This is a genomic window from Paenibacillus silvestris, assembly GCF_009882985.1.
Lineage (GTDB): Bacteria > Bacillota > Bacilli > Paenibacillales > NBRC-103111 > Paenibacillus_E > Paenibacillus_E silvestris.
On sequence record NZ_WTUZ01000015.1, the window covers coordinates 119363 to 136411 of the forward strand.

Annotated in this window: 13 protein-coding genes; 10 read left to right on the forward strand and 3 right to left on the reverse strand. The window is 50.5% G+C overall.

What is annotated here, in order from left to right:
- Window positions 1–470 precede the first annotated feature (470 nt).
- The 6 genes from GQF01_RS11815 (at window position 471) to GQF01_RS11840 (ending at window position 7051) form a co-directional block, all read left to right on the forward strand.
- Window positions 471–914, forward strand: a complete 444-nt coding sequence (locus tag GQF01_RS11815; protein WP_161406955.1) for a MarR family winged helix-turn-helix transcriptional regulator — start codon at window positions 471–473, stop codon at window positions 912–914.
- Between the two features lie 96 nt (window positions 915–1010).
- Window positions 1011–1412, forward strand: a complete 402-nt coding sequence (locus tag GQF01_RS11820) for a DoxX family protein (protein WP_161406956.1) — start codon at window positions 1011–1013, stop codon at window positions 1410–1412.
- Window positions 1413–1482: 70 nt separating this feature from the next.
- Window positions 1483–2436 carry a ring-cleaving dioxygenase gene (locus GQF01_RS11825; RefSeq protein WP_161406957.1) on the forward strand — a complete coding sequence of 318 codons (954 nt, stop codon included), beginning with the start codon at window positions 1483–1485 and terminating at the stop codon, window positions 2434–2436.
- The gene (locus tag GQF01_RS11830) at window positions 2433–3041 is read left to right on the forward strand and encodes an alpha/beta hydrolase (RefSeq protein ID WP_161406958.1); all 609 of its coding nucleotides are present in this window, start codon (window positions 2433–2435) and stop codon (window positions 3039–3041) included. The genes GQF01_RS11825 and GQF01_RS11830 overlap by 4 nt, the downstream gene beginning before the upstream one ends.
- Window positions 3042–3066: 25 nt before the next feature.
- A complete protein-coding gene (locus GQF01_RS11835; protein ID WP_161406959.1) occupies window positions 3067–3678 on the forward strand; it encodes a flavin reductase family protein in 612 nt (203 codons plus the stop codon).
- A gap of 133 nt (window positions 3679–3811) precedes the next feature.
- A complete protein-coding gene (locus GQF01_RS11840; RefSeq protein WP_161406960.1) occupies window positions 3812–7051 on the forward strand; it encodes an Ig-like domain-containing protein in 3240 nt (1079 codons plus the stop codon).
- 312 nt (window positions 7052–7363) lie between these two features.
- On the opposite strand, the gene GQF01_RS11845 is transcribed toward GQF01_RS11840, so the two are convergent.
- A complete protein-coding gene (locus GQF01_RS11845) occupies window positions 7364–8593 on the reverse strand; it encodes an MFS transporter (protein ID WP_161406961.1) in 1230 nt (409 codons plus the stop codon).
- 308 nt (window positions 8594–8901) lie between these two features.
- Here GQF01_RS11845 and GQF01_RS11850 point away from each other — a divergent pair, with 308 nt between their 5' ends.
- The 4 genes from GQF01_RS11850 (at window position 8902) to GQF01_RS11865 (ending at window position 14131) form a co-directional block, all read left to right on the forward strand.
- A complete protein-coding gene (locus GQF01_RS11850) occupies window positions 8902–10770 on the forward strand; it encodes a heparinase II/III domain-containing protein (RefSeq protein WP_161406962.1) in 1869 nt (622 codons plus the stop codon).
- Window positions 10771–10790: 20 nt separating this feature from the next.
- Window positions 10791–11918 (forward strand): glycoside hydrolase family 88 protein, encoded by a 1128-nt coding sequence (locus GQF01_RS11855; RefSeq protein ID WP_161406963.1) that lies wholly within the window; start codon window positions 10791–10793, stop codon window positions 11916–11918.
- 142 nt (window positions 11919–12060) lie between these two features.
- Window positions 12061–12606, forward strand: a complete 546-nt coding sequence (locus tag GQF01_RS11860) for a PadR family transcriptional regulator (protein WP_161406964.1) — start codon at window positions 12061–12063, stop codon at window positions 12604–12606.
- A gap of 1 nt (window position 12607) precedes the next feature.
- A complete protein-coding gene (locus GQF01_RS11865; protein WP_161406965.1) occupies window positions 12608–14131 on the forward strand; it encodes a DHA2 family efflux MFS transporter permease subunit in 1524 nt (507 codons plus the stop codon).
- A 743-nt stretch (window positions 14132–14874) separates the two neighbouring features.
- On the opposite strand, the gene GQF01_RS11870 is transcribed toward GQF01_RS11865, so the two are convergent.
- Complete coding sequence (locus GQF01_RS11870) at window positions 14875–15885, reverse strand: extracellular solute-binding protein (RefSeq protein ID WP_161406966.1); 1011 nt, start codon at window positions 15883–15885, stop codon at window positions 14875–14877.
- Between the two features lie 78 nt (window positions 15886–15963).
- The gene (locus GQF01_RS11875) at window positions 15964–17043 is read right to left on the reverse strand and encodes an ABC transporter ATP-binding protein (RefSeq protein WP_161406967.1); all 1080 of its coding nucleotides are present in this window, start codon (window positions 17041–17043) and stop codon (window positions 15964–15966) included.
- Between the last annotated feature and the right edge of the window lie 6 nt (window positions 17044–17049).

Here is a 17049-nt window from a genome sequence, read left to right on the forward strand (position 1 = left end):
ACAACCTCTTTTTTTTATGGAGCCGAGTGGCATAGCGGGATAAGCTCCCTGTGGGTTATCCAATGATTTAGCGGTAATGGCTTTCAGGGTAGTTTCGTCTGTTGCCTGGGATGTGTCGGTTAGGGGAGCTAGAAGTTTAACGGACTGAGATAACGTTATCTACTCGTTATAGGCGTGAATTAGAATCTAACGGACACACGTGCCGCTAATGTCTTGAATTCACCTGAAACAACGACAAACTCAGTAAATAACGACCGCTCAGTCCGATAGTTCTTCCATATAGCGGCTAATCGGTGAAATAGCAGTCGCTGAGTCCGTTAGAGTGACCCGTCCATCTGGCGGTAGGAATGGACTTTGACGAACAGCCAATAATTTTGAAAATCGGGTGTTGACATTTATCTCGAATTAAAGTATCTTTAAATCAAGACATCGAGCACACAAACAAAAAATGACGAAATGAGGTGAACCTGATGAGCGAAATGCGCAATGATTCTTTGGATCTCTACATCGCACTTTCCAGAGCAAGTGAATGGGTCAACGCACACGGCGACCGCGACATTCGTAAGCATGGCTTGAACCGGACCGAATTCGGCGTACTGGAGCTTCTGTATCATAAAGGGGCACAGGCCATTCAACAAATCGGCTCCAAAGTACTGATGAGCAGCGGAAATATCACTTACGTGGTCGACAAGCTGGTGAAGAAAGAGTTCGTTGTCCGCCGAACATCGACGGAAGACAGAAGACTTATTTATGCGGAAATTACGGCGCAAGGCAAGCAGTTTATTGAAGAAGTTTTTCCTCAGCACATTGAAGTGATTGAGCACGCGGTGGATGGTCTTACAGCAGAAGAGAAGAAGATCGCTAGTCAATTGCTAAAAAAGCTCGGCAAGTTCGCCCAGGACGCTTTTAAATAGAAAAGTAGTTTGCTCTCAATGGAGGAGTTAACTACTTACCCTTTTACCTAATATCTTAAATTAAAGAATCTTAAATTTGAAATGGAGGAAATTATAATGAGCATCGCATTAGGGTTGTTAATTATCCGATTGGTTGTAGGGCTCAGCTTCATGGCCCATGGCTCGCAGAAATTATTTGGTTGGTTCGGTGGCTACGGTCCGAAAGGAACGGGCGGGTGGATGGAATCCATTGGCATTAAGCCTGGTGTCGCGATGGCGGTTCTGGCTGGTTTGATCGAATTTGCAGGAGGATTATTGTTTGCCGCGGGCTTAGGTACCGTGTTTGCATCCTTGCTGATTGCAATAACGATGGTAATGGCAATTGCCAAAGTACATGGTAAAAATGGCTACTGGAACACAACAGGCGGTTACGAGTACAACCTTCTGCTGCTTGCCGTTGTTGTAGGTGTAGCACTAACAGGAGCTGGCGCGTACTCCATTGATGCATTATTATTCTAAGATTCTTTCTGCACAGGGCAGGACATAACTAAAACTAACTAATTAAACTAATATAGAGGAGTGTATTCAAATGACAAAACAACAAACAGCAGGTATTCACCATATAACAGCTTTCGTTCAAAGCGCACAAGGCACTGTAGATTTCTATGCGGGTATTCTGGGATTACGTCTAGTCAAAAAAACAATCAACTTCGACGCACCTGAAGTTTACCACCTGTACTTCGGCGATGAGCACGGCAGCCCTGGAACAATCATCACCTTCTTCCCATGGGCTGGTTCCCGCAGAGGGCGTATCGGTGGCGGCCAAGTCGGTATCACTACGTATGCGGTGCCTACAGGCAGTCTTGCCTTCTGGGAAACGCGTCTGACTAAATTCGGTGTATCCTTTGAGAAAACAGAAAGATTCCATGAGACTTATCTGCAATTCGAAGATCACGATGGCTTGAAATTGGAAATCGTTGAGCGCGAGCAAGGTACTCCTAGCACTTGGTCATTTGGCGGCATTTCTACTGATAAAGCAATCAAAGGCTTCGGCGGCGCTATTCTCTACAGCACGGCTCCGGACAAAACATCCCAGCTGCTTGAGCAGGTGATGGGGCTTGAGAAAATTGGGCAAGAGGGTGCTTATGCCCGGTTCAAATCCTTTGGCGATATCGGGAACATTATCGACCTTCATGTGACAGCAATGCCGTATGGAGCAGGTGGAGCGGGTACTGTGCATCACATCGCATGGCGGGCCAAAGATGATGCTGAGCATGAGCTATGGAGAAATCATGTACAGAACAGCGGGTACCATCCAACGCCGATTGTGGACCGTCAATATTTTAACGCGATCTACTTCCGTGAAGAAGGCGGCATCCTGTTCGAGATCGCGACTGATCCTCCAGGTTTCGCTAGAGATGAAGCTCCTGAGGCACTTGGCGAGAAAATCATGCTGCCAGAATGGTTCGAAGCAAACCGTGCTCAAATCGAGCGCAATCTGCCACCGATTGCAGTGCGTGAATTGGAGGGAAGTGGACAATGAGACATATCTTCCAACAAGGAACAGACGTAACGGCGCCAGTACTCGTGCTCTTGCACGGGACTGGCGGTACTGAGCGGGATCTTCTGCCGCTAGCTCAAGCTATCTCCCCAGCTTCGTCGGTATTAAGCGTTAGAGGCAATGTGCTTGAAAATGGGATGCCGCGGTTCTTCCGCCGACTCGCAGAAGGTATCTTCGATGAGGAGGATCTCATCTTCCGCACCAAAGAGCTGAACGACTTCTTGGATGAAGCCGCTGTAGAGCATGGCTTCGATCGCCGGAATGTAGTGGCTATCGGCTACTCCAATGGCGCTAATATTGCGGGCAGCCTGTTGTTCCACTACCCAGACGCGCTCCGTGGTGCAATCCTGCATCATCCGATGGTGCCGCTGCGTGGCATTCAGCTTCCAGATTTGACCGACACGCCTATCTTTATTGGGGCGGGGCGCAATGATCCCATCTGCTCGCCGGAAGAGACCGAGGAGCTTCAGAAATTGCTAGGTGAGGCTGGAGCTGAGATCGAAGTCCATTGGGAAAATGCCGGACATCAATTGACGAGATCGGAAGTTGATGCGGCTGGGACTTGGTTTAAGGCGAATTTAGCCTAAAATAATGATAAAGGGGTGATGTTTTGTGATTGCCATCGACCCTTCGCATCAAACCGAACGGGAGAATTATAAGCTGCTGATCGGCAGCATTATTCCCAGACCAATCGCTTTTGTAACGACCCTCACCAATGAGGACGTCCTGAATGCTGCACCGTTCAGTTACTTCACGATTGTGACGGCGGACCCGCCGATGATCGCTGTATCGATTCAGAGGCGCCAAGGTGAACGGAAAGATACGTCGCGTAATGCCATCGCAAAAGGGGAGTTCGTCGTTCATATCTCTGACGAATCCTACATTGACCAGATTAATCAAACGGCTGCTGCGCTGCCCCCAGATGAAAGCGAAGTGGTGTTAGCCGGCCTGACACCTGTCACAAGTGTGAAGGTAGCTGTACCGGGCCTTGCAGAGGCTAACATTCGGATGGAATGTGTGCTCGAACAAGCGATACCGCTGGGGGGAACGGAAAGTGCTCCTTCTGCGGATTTGCTGATCGGTAGAGTGGTGCATTTTCACATTGCTAATGATTTGTACGACAAGGGTCATATTGATGCTCAGAAATTAAGGCCGGTTAGCCGGCTAGCAGGCAACTCCTATGCGAAATTGGGAGATCAGTTTGAGCTAGAACGCCCTATTTGACACGTAGGAAGAAAAAAGCCATTTGTACCCGCTATTTTGTGGGCTGCAGATGGTTTTTTCTATTCATTTTATACACGCGAGACCCGATAAATTTAGTATGATTACTAGAGTTATGCAGGGCGGAGGAATGTTGGTGAAACGGGAAAATAGGTATAAGCTGCGATGGATTGGCGCAGTGCTTTTGGTTGCTCTTCTGGTTAACTTGTACCAGCCGGCAGCTTATGCACTTACAACAGTAGGACAGGTGATAACAGGCCCCGCCTCGTCCAATTATGGCGAGCAGGTGCAGTTTACCTCCGTCGTGACAGATCGTGCATTGGGCGGGGCAACACCAGCAGGGAGCGTCACATTCTACGATGGGGGTACATGGATCGGGGGCCCTCAGGGACTCGTTACTTCGGATCCAGTCGTTGTTTATAAGAGCTGGGACCTTGCTCCAGCGCAACCCGGCAAGAAATTTACTTGTACTGACTGTCCTGTTATTGAGTGGGGCGGGCTGAGTTACTGGGCGTACAGTGATACGGTTAATAGTGACACTGCTTATTTATATGCTTATGATGCGAATAACAATCTGGTGAAATCATGGGATTTTTCGGGGAATCGTTACATTACAGATATCACCGTAGATAACATCGCTAAGACAGTTACGCTTGTCGGACAGAGCAATGTCACGACACGAACTTGGGAGCAGCTTGAAAATTTCAACGCTCACGCTTCTATGTCTTTCTCCGGGCTAGGAGTCGGTACACATACGATTACAGCTAATTATTCAGGCGGTGACGGTATACATAGTCCACAGTCATCTACTTTTGTACATACGGTTAATAAGCTTCAAACCAATACCACACTTACCTCAAATGCCGGACTCATCTACGTTGGCGAGCCGATTACTTTCACAGCGACAGTCGTCAACACGAGTGGCAGTCCTGTCATGCCGGGGGGAACGGTTACTTTTCGAGAAGGCAGTAACGTACTGGGAACTGCGATCGCAAACGGAAGCGGAGTCGCGACCTTCACGACGTCGACGCTGCCGGTTAGCGGTTATTCGGTCATTGCGACTTACGATGGTGATGGTCAGCATGAAGCCAGTACGTCCAGTAGTTTGACGCAATCCGTACTAGGCATACCGACCGTAGTGGCGGTTAGCGCTAGTCCTGCAAGCACGACATACGGGAATTCTGTGACGTTGACGGCAACCGTGACCAATGGCCGGGCAAGCATTTTTGGGCCGACTGGAACGGTGACGTTCAAGGAAGGCTCGACCGTACTTGGAACAGGGACGTTGAGTTCTGGAACAGCAACATGGACGGCGTCAAATTTAGAAGTGGGAGCCCATTCGATTACAGCCCATTACAGCGGAAGTCTTACGCATGATGCCAATAGCTCGAGCTCCATTCCTGTGGGCATCAATCTGATCCCTACGTCATCAACGTTGACGGTTATAGGCGCGACAGGGGCAGCTTCCACCTATGGGACTTCATTGACATTAACAGCATCCATAGTGAATACCAATGGCAGTTCGATTACACCAAGTGGTACCGTAACTTTCAAAGATGGCTCAACGACATTGGGTACGGCCACATTAAATTCAGGAACGGCTGAATGGCTATTACCAGATCTTTTATCTACAGGGGCGCATTCCTTTCAAACAGAGTACGGCGGAGATGCCAGCCATGCGATTAATTCGTCAGCAGTTGTTGGACATTCCGTCAACAAAGCAAGTACATCAACAACACTAGCGACTTCGGGTGGGAATTCTGTTGGTGAAACGACGACTTTAACGGCACAGGTAACAAATACTTCAAATCCTAGCATCAAGCCCACTGGTACGGTTACTTTCAAAAATAACGGTGCCGACTTGCAAGCGCCAGTGGTATTAGATAGTAGTGGCATTGCGGTGCTTACTACGCATGAATTGCCGGTTGGCAATCTCATTATTACGGCAGCATATAACGGTGACAGCAACCATGTCACGAGCGCCTCACAGCCGATCACCCAGCCAGTATCCAAAGGGCCGGTTACGGTTCATCTATCTGTGGCACCGCAAGGAGAAAGCGTCTATGGACACAGGGTGAGCGTAACCGTACAGGTAGCTAACGCTGGCAGCGGAGGTTCCGTTCCAACGGGTACGGTAACCCTTACGGGAACGGGCGGCTTCAGCAATTGGCCGGGTGCTTTGACATTGACGGATGGGATTGCAACTTGGGAGACCGAACAGCTTGCTGTTGGCACACATACGGTCATCGCCAACTACATGGGGGATGACGAGCACCTTGATGCGGTGTCAACTAGCAGCAGTCTGCAGATTAAACCCATTCCTGTTACCGTAGTGGTTACCGCTTCAGTAACGGAGGCTGTTTATTATGGAAGTCCCCTTACCTTCACCGCTCATGTGACCAATGCGAATGGAGAGCCGCAGATACCTGCCGGCCAAATCGTTTTTAGCGGCGGCAATTTACTGGATACTCCAATAAATCTTGACTCGGCAGGAACAGCTTCTATAACATCAGCAGCTCTGCTTCCTGGAACGCACTCTATTCAGGCAGTGTACGTTCCTGATCTGCTGCACGAAGCACAGACATCGGCCCCGATCACACAAGTCATCAAACCGAATACACAAGGGACTGTACTCATTTTGAATCATCCGAGTGGAACTTTTCAGCTTGGAGAACCGATTCACTTCTCCGTATCAATAGGAGGCTTAATCGGTGACCTGACGCAGCCCGGCTATATTTCGTTGAGAGAGAATGGGCTTGAGCAAGCGAGGGTAACAACCGATGTGTACGGGAACGCCGAAATTAACCTAACAAGTGTCAGCTCTGGTACACACCGATACACCGCGCTGTACGAAAGAAGCGGCATCACGGACGGTACGGAGTCCCAAGCTGTGACAGTTATTGTGCAGCCTGCTCTTGCGCAGCTTATGCTTACGGGTGATACCTATGCCAAAATGCTGCCAACATCCTCACCATGGATCGCCGCTGTTGTTCATGGTGGTGTTAGCTCGGTATTTACCCTTCACGCCGTTTCATCAGAAGCGGGTACTAGGGTCGAACTAAAGCAGATGGATCCTCAGAGCGGCGAGCTAGGCGCAGCCATCGAAGTGGCGAACGGACAGAGTGAGCCGATTTCGCTCGTGGAAGGTCTGAACCGATTCCAGTTAAAAGTGGTGAGCTCGGATGGGACGTCTTCGACCGAACATATCGTGTCTCTCTTTTATCAAAAAGGAGAGAAGCTTTGGGACATCAGCAATGTTCTCACGGTAACGCCACTCCGCTATGATATGGACGGAAATCATGTGTTTGATAAAGCGGACATCATTGAATTGTTGAAGTTAATTGAACCGGTTACCGTGGAAACGCGGCGACCTTAGACTAAACAGCAAGCGAAAAAGGCATTTCCCGTGTAGTTAGCTACTACAGGGAATGCCTTTTTTGTCGTTAGCGTGACGCCTATCGCCAAAGGGAACTGGGGTCCGCTATTTGAGTAAAAGCGGCATAATCCGTTGTTTCGGCGGAACTATAGGGTCTTATTTGCTTGCTAGATCCAGCAACTCAGCGAAAACCAGCGAAATAGCGTACCGTAGTTCCCGTTGCCGGCGAATTAGCTGTATTTGGGCGAAATAGCGTACTGTAGTTCCCTCCGCTTATTTCGCGAGTAGGCTCAAGATATGGTCTCCAACGAGCTAACCGGCCAGTTTTTGCACGCCAGTGCTAGCGTTAGCGCGCTTCTCTTTACGCTCCAACCCATAACTGATGAAGCCAATCAGCAGCCCCAGAATAGGCAGCAAGGCCCCCGCCCAAGGCAGATAGGTCAGCCCCATATGGGTGATAACCCACCCGCCGATAAAGGCGCCGCTGGCATTGCCCAGATTATTCGCCGAGTGGTTCGAGGTGGAAGCGAGCATAGGCGCATCCTTCGCCATTGTCATTATGCGAAGCTGCAAGCCGGGTAGGATGCCGAACGCGGCCGCTCCCCAGACGAAAATAGTGATAACAGCAGCAACCGGCAGATGCACAGTGAAGTTGAAAATAACGAGAATGAGGGCCAAAGCCGCATAATTACCTAGTAAAGCCGGCATGAGCTTCCAATCTGCAAGCTTGCCCCCAACGATATTGCCGAAGGTGACGCCGAAGCCGAAAAGAACGAGAATCCACGCAACGCGATGCTCGGAGAAGCCCGTCACTTGTTCAAGCAGCGGCGTAATGTACGTGAAAACCGTGAACAAGCTCCCGCTGCCCAGTGCACCCATGAGCAGCATCAACAGCAGCCTTGGCTGGGTCAAAGCGCGGAACTGCTGCATAATGCCGGCGCTTTTCTCCTGCTGCACACGTGGGATCAAGAACAAAATTCCGATGAGCGAGACGATGCCCATCAGGACGATAGCGCCGAACGAAGCACGCCATCCGAGCTGCTGCCCGATGAAAGTACCAAAGGGGACGCCCATAATATTGGCGATCGTAAGCCCGGCCATCATAATCGAGATGGCCGCCGCCCGTCGATCCGGGCGCACGAGATGGACGGCGATAACGCCGCCTACACCGAAGAATGTTCCGTGCGCTAGCGCGGTCACAATGCGAGCTCCCATTAGAATCGCATAGTTGGGGGCGATAACGCTGATGGCATTGCCCAGAATGAACACGCCCATTAGCAGGCATAACAGCAGCTTTTGCGGCAGTTTATTCGTGAACAAAGCAAGAATCGGAGCACCGATGGCTACACCCATGGCATAGCTCGTGATGAGCTGGCCGGCTTGTGAGATTGTGACATGCAGGTCTCCTGCAACGTTGGGCAAAAGACCCATGATCACAAACTCCGTCATGCCAATGGCAAAGGCGCCAGCGGTTAATGAAAGCAAGGAAATCGGAAACCGGCTTTTGGGTGCGTCGTTTCCTAATAAAGCTTGATGACTCATAGTACTGTCCAACCTCTCCGGTAAAATCTAGTCTCTATTTATCTCTCTACCATGTTGCGCCATAGTGGCAAACAGGTCAAGATAATAGTCAAAAAAGTCAAAATAACAGGATAACGATCGACCTCTAATTCTTTATAATGAAAGATATATCGTTTGTAAATGGTAAGATCCAGAAAGTCTGCCTTGACGGAACGGAATGGATGGGATGGGATGGGATTGCACGGGATGGAAGGCCAGCCGCCTTCACATGACATGGGAAAGTGGGTCGAATTACGGTGAGTATATCTGTATCTGTAGACAACTTGAACTTGGAAAACGTAAAAGCAGCGCTGTTAGCTGCGCCAAACAACCATACGCAGCTGCTGTTTCCAGAGGAAACGCCCCTGCAAGTGAAGACGCGCTTGCTGCAAGGCAAGGAGAGCAAGCAGCATATCAAGGAGATTCGAGAAGAAGGGGACAAGCTTCTGGAGGAAACGATGCCGGAGTTGACGCATTCTTTGTTTCGATTATTCTCTACAACAGGATCACGTAGGGAATATGAACTTGTGTATTTCCGACGCCGGAATCGATTAACGACATTTGGCTTATTAGCTTGGTTAGATGGGGCAGATAGCCCATATATGGATGCGCTTTCTGATACGATTGGGTCCATTTTGGATGAATATACATGGTGTTTACCAGCGCATATCTTGCATGGCCCAGAGATGCGGTCCGCCGCTGAGGAGCAATATGCGGCGGAAGGGCTCGTGAACCGCTCCGCGGAAGCGTTCACGATTGATCTCTTCGCGGCGGAAACAGCCTTCGCGCTCAGCGAAATCAGCGCGCTGCTCGGTGCCGCGCTGCCGGGGCTTCTCCGCGTACGCATCCGCGAAGAAGTGCTGCGCCGCATTCTGCGGCCCTTTGTGACGCAGGCTCCCAGCCACTGGGAGACCGCGACTCACAACTGGGCCTCCGTCTGCGGAGGCTCCATTGCCGCTGCAGCGATCTACACGCTGCAGGACGCAGACGAGCTCGCCGCGGTGCTGGTGCGAGCTTTTCCCGCGCTCGCTTCGTACCTCAGCGGCTTCGAAGAAGACGGAGCATGTACCGAAGGGTACATGTATTGGCAGTACGGCTTCGGCTACTTCACCTATGCCGCGGATTTGATCTTGCGGCGTACGGGAGGCGCCGTCAATTGGTTCCAAGCGGACAAGGTGCAGCAGATTGCCTTATTCCAGCAGAAAACCTTCCTCCACGGGAGGAAGGTTGTGAACTTCTCCGACTCGCAAGGGGAGGCGGGGATTTTTATGGGATTAAGCGGCTATTTGAAGCAGCTTTATCCTGAGATGGAGCATCCTGAGCTAGCGCTGCGCGCAGGCTTTCGAGACGACCACTGCAGCAGATGGGCTCCTGCGTTAAGGAATTTGCTCTGGTCCGAAGAGGACGCCCAGGGAAGCGCTTGGCAAACTGCGGCCTATTATTTGCCGGATGCGCAGTGGCTGGTTTCGAGGCAGCTTCAAGAGCAAGGCGCTTATGTTTTCGCGGCCAAAGGCGGACATAATAATGAACCGCATAATCATAATGATATCGGACATTTCATCCTGTATGCACAAGGCGAAACGCTGCTCCCGGATCTGGGGAGTGGGCAATATTCGCGGAAATATTTTGGGCCGGAACGTTATGAAATCTTGTGCAACGGCTCGCAGAGTCACTCTGTTCCAATCATTGACGGGTTGTATCAAGCAGCTGGGGCGGAGCATCGGGCAGAAGTCCGGACGTTCAGCAGCAATGAGGAGCAGGATGTTTTCGCATTAGAAATATCAAGCGCTTATGGCACAGACAAGCTAACTGAGCTTGTGAGGCGATTCATTTGGAGCAAAACAGAGCCGCCAACATTAGAGGTGACAGACAACTACGAGTTTGCCCAAGCACCAACAGCGGTTGTGGAACGCTTCATGGCATGGCATCGTCCGTTGCAAGCAGAGGATGGGCGGATTCTAATAGCGGCATCGCCCGAAGCGAAGGTCTTCCTTGCTTATGATCATGACCTGTTTGATTGGGAAGTAAAGGCACTTGATCATGTGAATCATTCGGATCAGCCGCAAACGTGTTATGCGTTGGATTTTAAATTGAAGCCTGGTGTGCTGTCCGATTCCAACCTGCAAGTCCATGCGGCATTTAAATTTGCGTTTCAATAAACAATTTAGGATGTGATCATATGAGTACTTCGTTAGATTGGGCTCAGGAAGCTTGGGCTCAGACGGTTCGCAAAGTAGCAAGAACCAGCCAAAGAATCGGAGACCGCTTCCCGCATGCCAGCGTGAAAGGCGAGTACCAGCTGGAGCCTGCGTCTTGGTGGACCGCCGGCTTCTGGCCTGGACTGCTGTGGCTGTTGTACCGTGACACGCAAGATGAGCAGTCGAAGCTGCTGGCGGAGTCCTGTGAGGGGCAGCTCGATCAAGTCATTGCGGATTATTACCGCTTAGATCATGATATCGGCTTCATGTGGACGCTGACGAGCGTTGCGCGCTATAAGCTGCTCGGCGCGGAGGACTCCAAGCGCCGCGGCTTGCTCGCGGCGAACCTGCTGGTTGCACGCTTCAACGTGCAGGGCAACTACATTCGCGCCTGGAACCCGTGGCGCGAAGGCGAAGACAATGCCGGCTGGGCCATCATCGATTGCATGATGAACCTGCCGCTGCTGCACTGGGCCTCCAAGGCGACGGGAGACCCGCGGTACAAGCATATCGCCATACGGCATGCCGATATGGCGGTAGAGCACTTCATCCGCCCGGATGGTTCTGTGAACCATATCGTGATCTTCGATCCGCACACGGGCGAGAAGCTCGAAGTGAAGGGCGGACAGGGCTTCGCCCCTGACTCCGGCTGGTCGCGCGGCACGGCGTGGGCGATTTACGGCATGGCGCTCAGTCATCTCCATACGGGAGATGAGCGTTATCTGGATGCCGCCAAGCGCGCAGCGCATTTTTTCATAGCCAACTTGCCGGAGGATCATGTGCCGCACTGGGACTTCCGTTTGCCGGAGGGGGTCACGGCTTATCGCGATACGTCGGCAGGCGCTTGTGCGGCCTGCGGCTTGCTTCTGATCGCAGAGCAGGTTAGCGGCCAAGAAAGCAGCCTGTATCGTCAAGCAGGCGAACGCATCCTGCACTCGCTCTACACGAACTATGGCGCCTGGGATTCGGAGACGGAGGAAGGACTCATTCTTCATGGGACGAGCCACTACCCGGAAGGCAAGAATGTGGATGTGCCGCTGATTTACGGCGATTATTACTTTGTTGAAGGTTTATCCCGGCTATTGGGGCATGGGGAATTGTTCTGGTAGGAATTCGAATAAGCTGTCTGAGGTCAGAGATGACGTTGGGCAGCTTTTTATTATTCTTTTCATATATAGACACGACATATATCGGTATGATATATTAACAATCGAAATATAAAATTCAATCATTTGTGGAGGAGATTTCACCATGAACAGTCAGGACGTCATTTTAGGCACATTAATGGATCGCTCGTTAACTGGCTATGAGATAAAACAATTATTCGAAACGTTATATTCCTATTTCTATAGCTCTAGTTACGGAACAATCTATCCCATGCTGCACCGAATGGAGAAAGATGAGCTGCTCACGAAGGAAAGCATCGTGCAGGACGGAAAGCCGAACAAGAATGTGTACACCATCACAGAGAAAGGGAAGAAACAGTTCAACGAATACTTGCTCAGCCCGATTGAAGTGGAGAATGTGAAGTCGGATTTCCTGATGAGGCTATTTTTTGGCGAACATGTGGGTAATGACAAAGTCATTGAGTGGCTGGAGAAGGAACAGATTCACAACATGGAACAGTTAGATCAATTGAAAGATGTGTGTGCGTTATATAAGGATGAGATGAAGCCTTCGCAAGTCATTTGTATTCAGATTGGTATGAAGAATTATGAAGCTAAGTTAGAGATGATTACGGAAGGCCTAGTCCGGTTTAGAAATTTAGAACATTTAGAACAAGAGGAGAGGGATTAATATGAATGGTTCAGGTTCAAATAAGAAGTTGATTATTTTAGCCATGGCGTTAGGGTTATTGATGTCATCGCTGGATAATACAATCGTGGCATCCTGCATTAGCAAGCTAAGCGAGGATTTCAACGTGTTTGATAAAATCAGCTGGGTGTTTACCGCGTATATGCTGGCGGCAACGAGTACCATGCTAGTGTTTGGAAAAATGTCGGATTTATTCGGCAGAAAAATGTTTTACCTGATCGGGATCGGCCTGTTTCTGCTTGGTTCGGCCTTATGCGGGATGGCGCAAAGCGTGGATCAGCTGATTCTGTTCAGGGTCATTCAGGGAATCGGTTCTGGCGCACTGCTGCCCATTAGTTTCACAATCATCTATACGATCTTTAACGATCCGAAGGATGCGGCCAAAATGTCGGGGGTTTTCGGGGCGATTTTCGGTCTTTCTTCCGTAGCTGGTCCACAGCTGGGAAGTTTCATTGCCGAGCATCTGGGTTGGAGATGGAATTTCTACATTAACGTGCCGATTGGCTTGGCTTCTATGCTCGTTCTGATCATTGCGTTGAAAGAGACACGCTCGGAACGTAAGCCGAAAATTGATTATCTTGGCACCGTATTTCTCATTATCACAACCGTTTCGCTTATGCTGGCGCTGGAATGGGGCGGGAAAGATTACGCTTGGAGTTCCTGGCAGGAAATTGGATTGTTCGCTGTATCGGTGATTTTCGCCGTCTTATTTATCTTGGTTGAAAAGAGAGCGGCCGAGCCGGTTCTTCCACTCAGCATTTTCAAGAACAAAATGGTGCTCGGAACCAGCATCATCGTCTTCTGTCAAGGTGTGCTGATGTTCTCTGCTATCACCTATCTGCCTATTTTTTCCGTCGCGGTGCTTGGCCACACCAACTCTAATGGCGTGTTGACGCCGATGATGGCTTCCCTTATTTGCGGTGCTGTTCTTTTTGGCTTTTTGCAATCCAAATTCGCCTTCCGTCCGCTGCTGCTGGTTAGTATGACGATGACGATCGTTGTTGCGTTGCTGCTGACAAAAGTTGGCCCTACCGCTTCAAGCGGGTACATGATTGCTCTTATGATTCTGCTTGGTTTTGGGGCAGTAGGACCGTTAATGAGCGTTGCGCAGAGTGCTATTGCTGCAAATGTTGACCCCAAATACATGGGCGTCAGCTCCTCGATCGTTGGCTTCTGGCGCAGCATTGGGGGAATCATGGGCGCTTCGATTATGTCCACGATCGTCAATAATAATTTGGGCCATCTGATCGCAGACGGCGCGGCTAAAGCGGGCATTCCCGCTGACAAAATCAGCACCTTGGCCAATCCCGAGCTGCTTATGCACGCAGGCGGAACGATTCCGCCGGAAATCCGTCAGTTCCTTCAAGGTGCCTTGGCCACAGCAATTAATCACGGGTTCATCCTCAGCATTTGCGTAGGTATTATCGGTTTCATTACCGCAATGTTCGTGGGTTCAAGCAGGCTTGAAGCTGCGAAGCGGCAAGAGGCCAGTGCTGTTCATGTGTAAAAGACGCCGCGGCTCACTCGCTTAGGTGAACAGTAAGTAAAAGAGCTGTCAGCTTGGAGCAGATAATCTGCTTGGGATGGCAGCTTTTTTGATTGGTGGTTACTTGGCGTCAGGTGAGGAGGGGGTAATGAGGGATGGGTGATGGGGGGTGAGTAGTGAGTAGTGAGTGGTGAGTGGTGAGTGAATTGAGGGTTGAGAAAGCTTCAAAGTCACGGCTCATTGGATGAAATCCAACGAAAAGGCGATCTAACCGGCCAAAAAGCACTTTTTGTTGGATGAAATCCAACTGAATGCTCGATTTTGGTCTAAATTAGTGGGATTTTAAAGCATCTTATTGGAATTCATTCAACGAAACGAGGGAGGGGAGAGTTCTTGAGAGCAGCTCCCCATTTGATGAGGTCAGAGTTAGTCTATGTTGCACTTTGTGCAACATAAATGAGGTTTCTACCATGTAAATCCGTTGTTCGTTGTAGAAAATATAATGATTTGAAACCAATAGGCCTTGAAACAGCCTCATTCAGCACATATTGTTGCACAAAGTACAACATAGAGAAGAGCAGGAGCCTCTTGCAGCACATATTGTTGCACAAAGTACAACATAGAACCCGCCCGAGCGTGTTCCGCAAGGCCACTTTTCTCAAAGTTGCCACCGCCGCCCTTCCCTGCACCGCCCTACACCGCCGTGCGCCTCCCGGCACGCTGTGCTCGGTCACACGTCGGCTGTCAAACCCGCCACGCACCCGTTACTCTGCCGTTCGCCATCCGGCCAACAGCTTCTCATGCTGCTCGGCAGCCAGATCGAAGCGATATGTGGCAAGCAGATTCTCCAGCTTCACTGGGGCAAGCAGCGGGTTCACCGGAATATCCGGTGCCACAGGAAAGGAGAACGCGGTGTTCATATAATCCGTCTGCACATCATGGGATAGCATGAAATCAACGAGCTTCTTAGCAGCGGCAGTGTTGTTGCCGCCCTTCAGAATCGACACAGCTCCGATCTCCCAGCCGGCTTGCGGCGGGATGAAGGACGAGATGTTGTAGCCTGAGTTTTTGAACCGCAGCTGATCGCTCAAGAAGGAGACGGCCGCAGCCATCTCGCCTTCCGCCAAATGCTGTGCGCTGGTGTTGCCAGCGAACGTCATAGAGGCGCTCTGCTTCTTCAGCGCCTGCATCAGAGCGATCGCATCGCTGTCCCCCCGCTGCTGGGCAAGCGATGCGAGCAGCGTATAGCCGGTTCCCGACGTCTCAGGATCGGGAATCTCGATCTTGCCCTTGAGCTCGGGGCGCAGCAGATCCTCGTACCGCTGCGGCAGCGGCAGACCCTTCAGCTGGGGGTCTTGCTGCCAGACGGTTTGATTCACGCCAATGGCAAGCGCGCCCATATACATGCCAGTCCAGTAGCCGTCGGCATCCTTATATTTAGCTGGAATGCTGCTAGCCGCTGCAGGGGAGTAGCGAATGGATTTGCTTTTGTTTTTGAGCTGCTCATGCAGATCGGCAGGGCCGCCGAGTACCACGTCGATCCCGGTTTTACCCAGCGTCAGCAGATGGTAACTGGCTTCGCCGCTCGACATCCGGATGATATCGTAGGGCTGATCCGTTTTCTCCTTAAATGTTTCGAGCAAAATCCGCCCCGCATCTTCCTGGAAGATCACATACACTTTGAGCGGTTGGTTGCTTTTCTTCTCCCCTATGAAGCGAAAACCAAAGAAAATTCCAATCGCTGCAAGGAGCACGAGCAAACCTTTTTTCCACATGATGCAAATCCCTCCTGAACAGCCAAAAAAGGAAACCAAAGTTCCCTTTTCAGCCTAGCTGCTAGTTGTATTTATGTCCTATTCACTAATCTTCATTAAATGAATTTTGTCATCCCCGGTATGAATCGTGACGTTTCCTTCAAATCGGGTTAACCCGATGTCATACGCATCGACAATCCATTCTTTCATATTATCATCCAGAATGAAATATCGCTCTTTCTCACCTAGGAACATCGATGATTTCACGAAACCGCTAACGAGAAAGCTACCTGCCTCCGGCGCATTTATCCGCATGGATTCAGGGCGGATGCTAAGCAGCACCTTTTCGCCTGGTGCCAGAACTTCATCTGTCGTCACGCTGGCTGTTCGGCCACTCGTGCCGTAATCCACTATGGCTGTACCATTCGCTGCTTTGCGAACAGTAGCATCAACGAAATTGGTTGTACCAATAAAATCGGCCACATAAGGCGTACGGGGCTTGTAGTAGATTTCATGCGGCGTACCGTACTGGTCAATTGCTCCTTTATTAAAAACAACGATGGAATCGGACATCGACAAAGCTTCGAGCTGGTCATGAGTAACGTAGATGACGGTTAGTCCAAGCTCTTGTTGAATGGTGCGCAGCTCCACGCGGACTTCTTCACGCAGCTTCGCATCCAAATTACTGAGCGGCTCATCCAGCAGGATGATCGGGGAGTTCATGACCAGAGCACGGGCCATCGCAACGCGCTGCTGCTGACCGCCGGACATCTCGTGCGGGTAGCGTTCCTCTAGGCCCGTCAGCTTCACTTTGGCCATCGCCGTCTTCACGCGATCTTGGACTTCCGCCTCAGGGCGCTTCTGGATATCCAGCCCGTACGCGACATTATCGAACACGGTCATGTGAGGGAACAAAGCGTACTCTTGGAACACCATCGGTGTGCCGCGTTTGTAGGGAGGTAGATCATTGACGAGTTGGCCGTCGATTTTGATTTCACCCTCATCTATGGTATAAAAGCCTGCAATGGAGCGCAGCAGCGTCGTTTTTCCGCATCCGCTCGGTCCAAGGAAGGTAATGAATTTCCCTCGTTCGATCTGTAAATCAATCTGTTTGAGAACGTGGTTGCTGCCGAACACCTTACTAACATTTTTCAAATCCAATAAAATATGTGAACTCATCATTTC

Excerpts from the sequence above, each read along its gene's own strand:
- GQF01_RS11815 (WP_161406955.1), top strand. The coding sequence starts at position 471 with ATGAGCGAAATGCGCAATGATTCTTTGGATCTCTACATCGCACTTTCC.
- GQF01_RS11875 (WP_161406967.1), bottom strand. The coding sequence starts at position 17,043 with ATGAGTTCACATATTTTATTGGATTTGAAAAATGTTAGTAAGGTGTTC.
- GQF01_RS11855 (WP_161406963.1), top strand. The coding sequence starts at position 10,791 with ATGAGTACTTCGTTAGATTGGGCTCAGGAAGCTTGGGCTCAGACGGTT.
- GQF01_RS11860 (WP_161406964.1), top strand. The coding sequence starts at position 12,061 with ATGAACAGTCAGGACGTCATTTTAGGCACATTAATGGATCGCTCGTTA.
- GQF01_RS11825 (WP_161406957.1), top strand. The coding sequence starts at position 1,483 with ATGACAAAACAACAAACAGCAGGTATTCACCATATAACAGCTTTCGTT.
- GQF01_RS11845 (WP_161406961.1), bottom strand. The coding sequence starts at position 8,593 with ATGAGTCATCAAGCTTTATTAGGAAACGACGCACCCAAAAGCCGGTTT.
- GQF01_RS11865 (WP_161406965.1), top strand. The coding sequence starts at position 12,608 with ATGAATGGTTCAGGTTCAAATAAGAAGTTGATTATTTTAGCCATGGCG.
- GQF01_RS11870 (WP_161406966.1), bottom strand. The coding sequence starts at position 15,885 with ATGTGGAAAAAAGGTTTGCTCGTGCTCCTTGCAGCGATTGGAATTTTC.
- GQF01_RS11820 (WP_161406956.1), top strand. The coding sequence starts at position 1,011 with ATGAGCATCGCATTAGGGTTGTTAATTATCCGATTGGTTGTAGGGCTC.
- GQF01_RS11830 (WP_161406958.1), top strand. The coding sequence starts at position 2,433 with ATGAGACATATCTTCCAACAAGGAACAGACGTAACGGCGCCAGTACTC.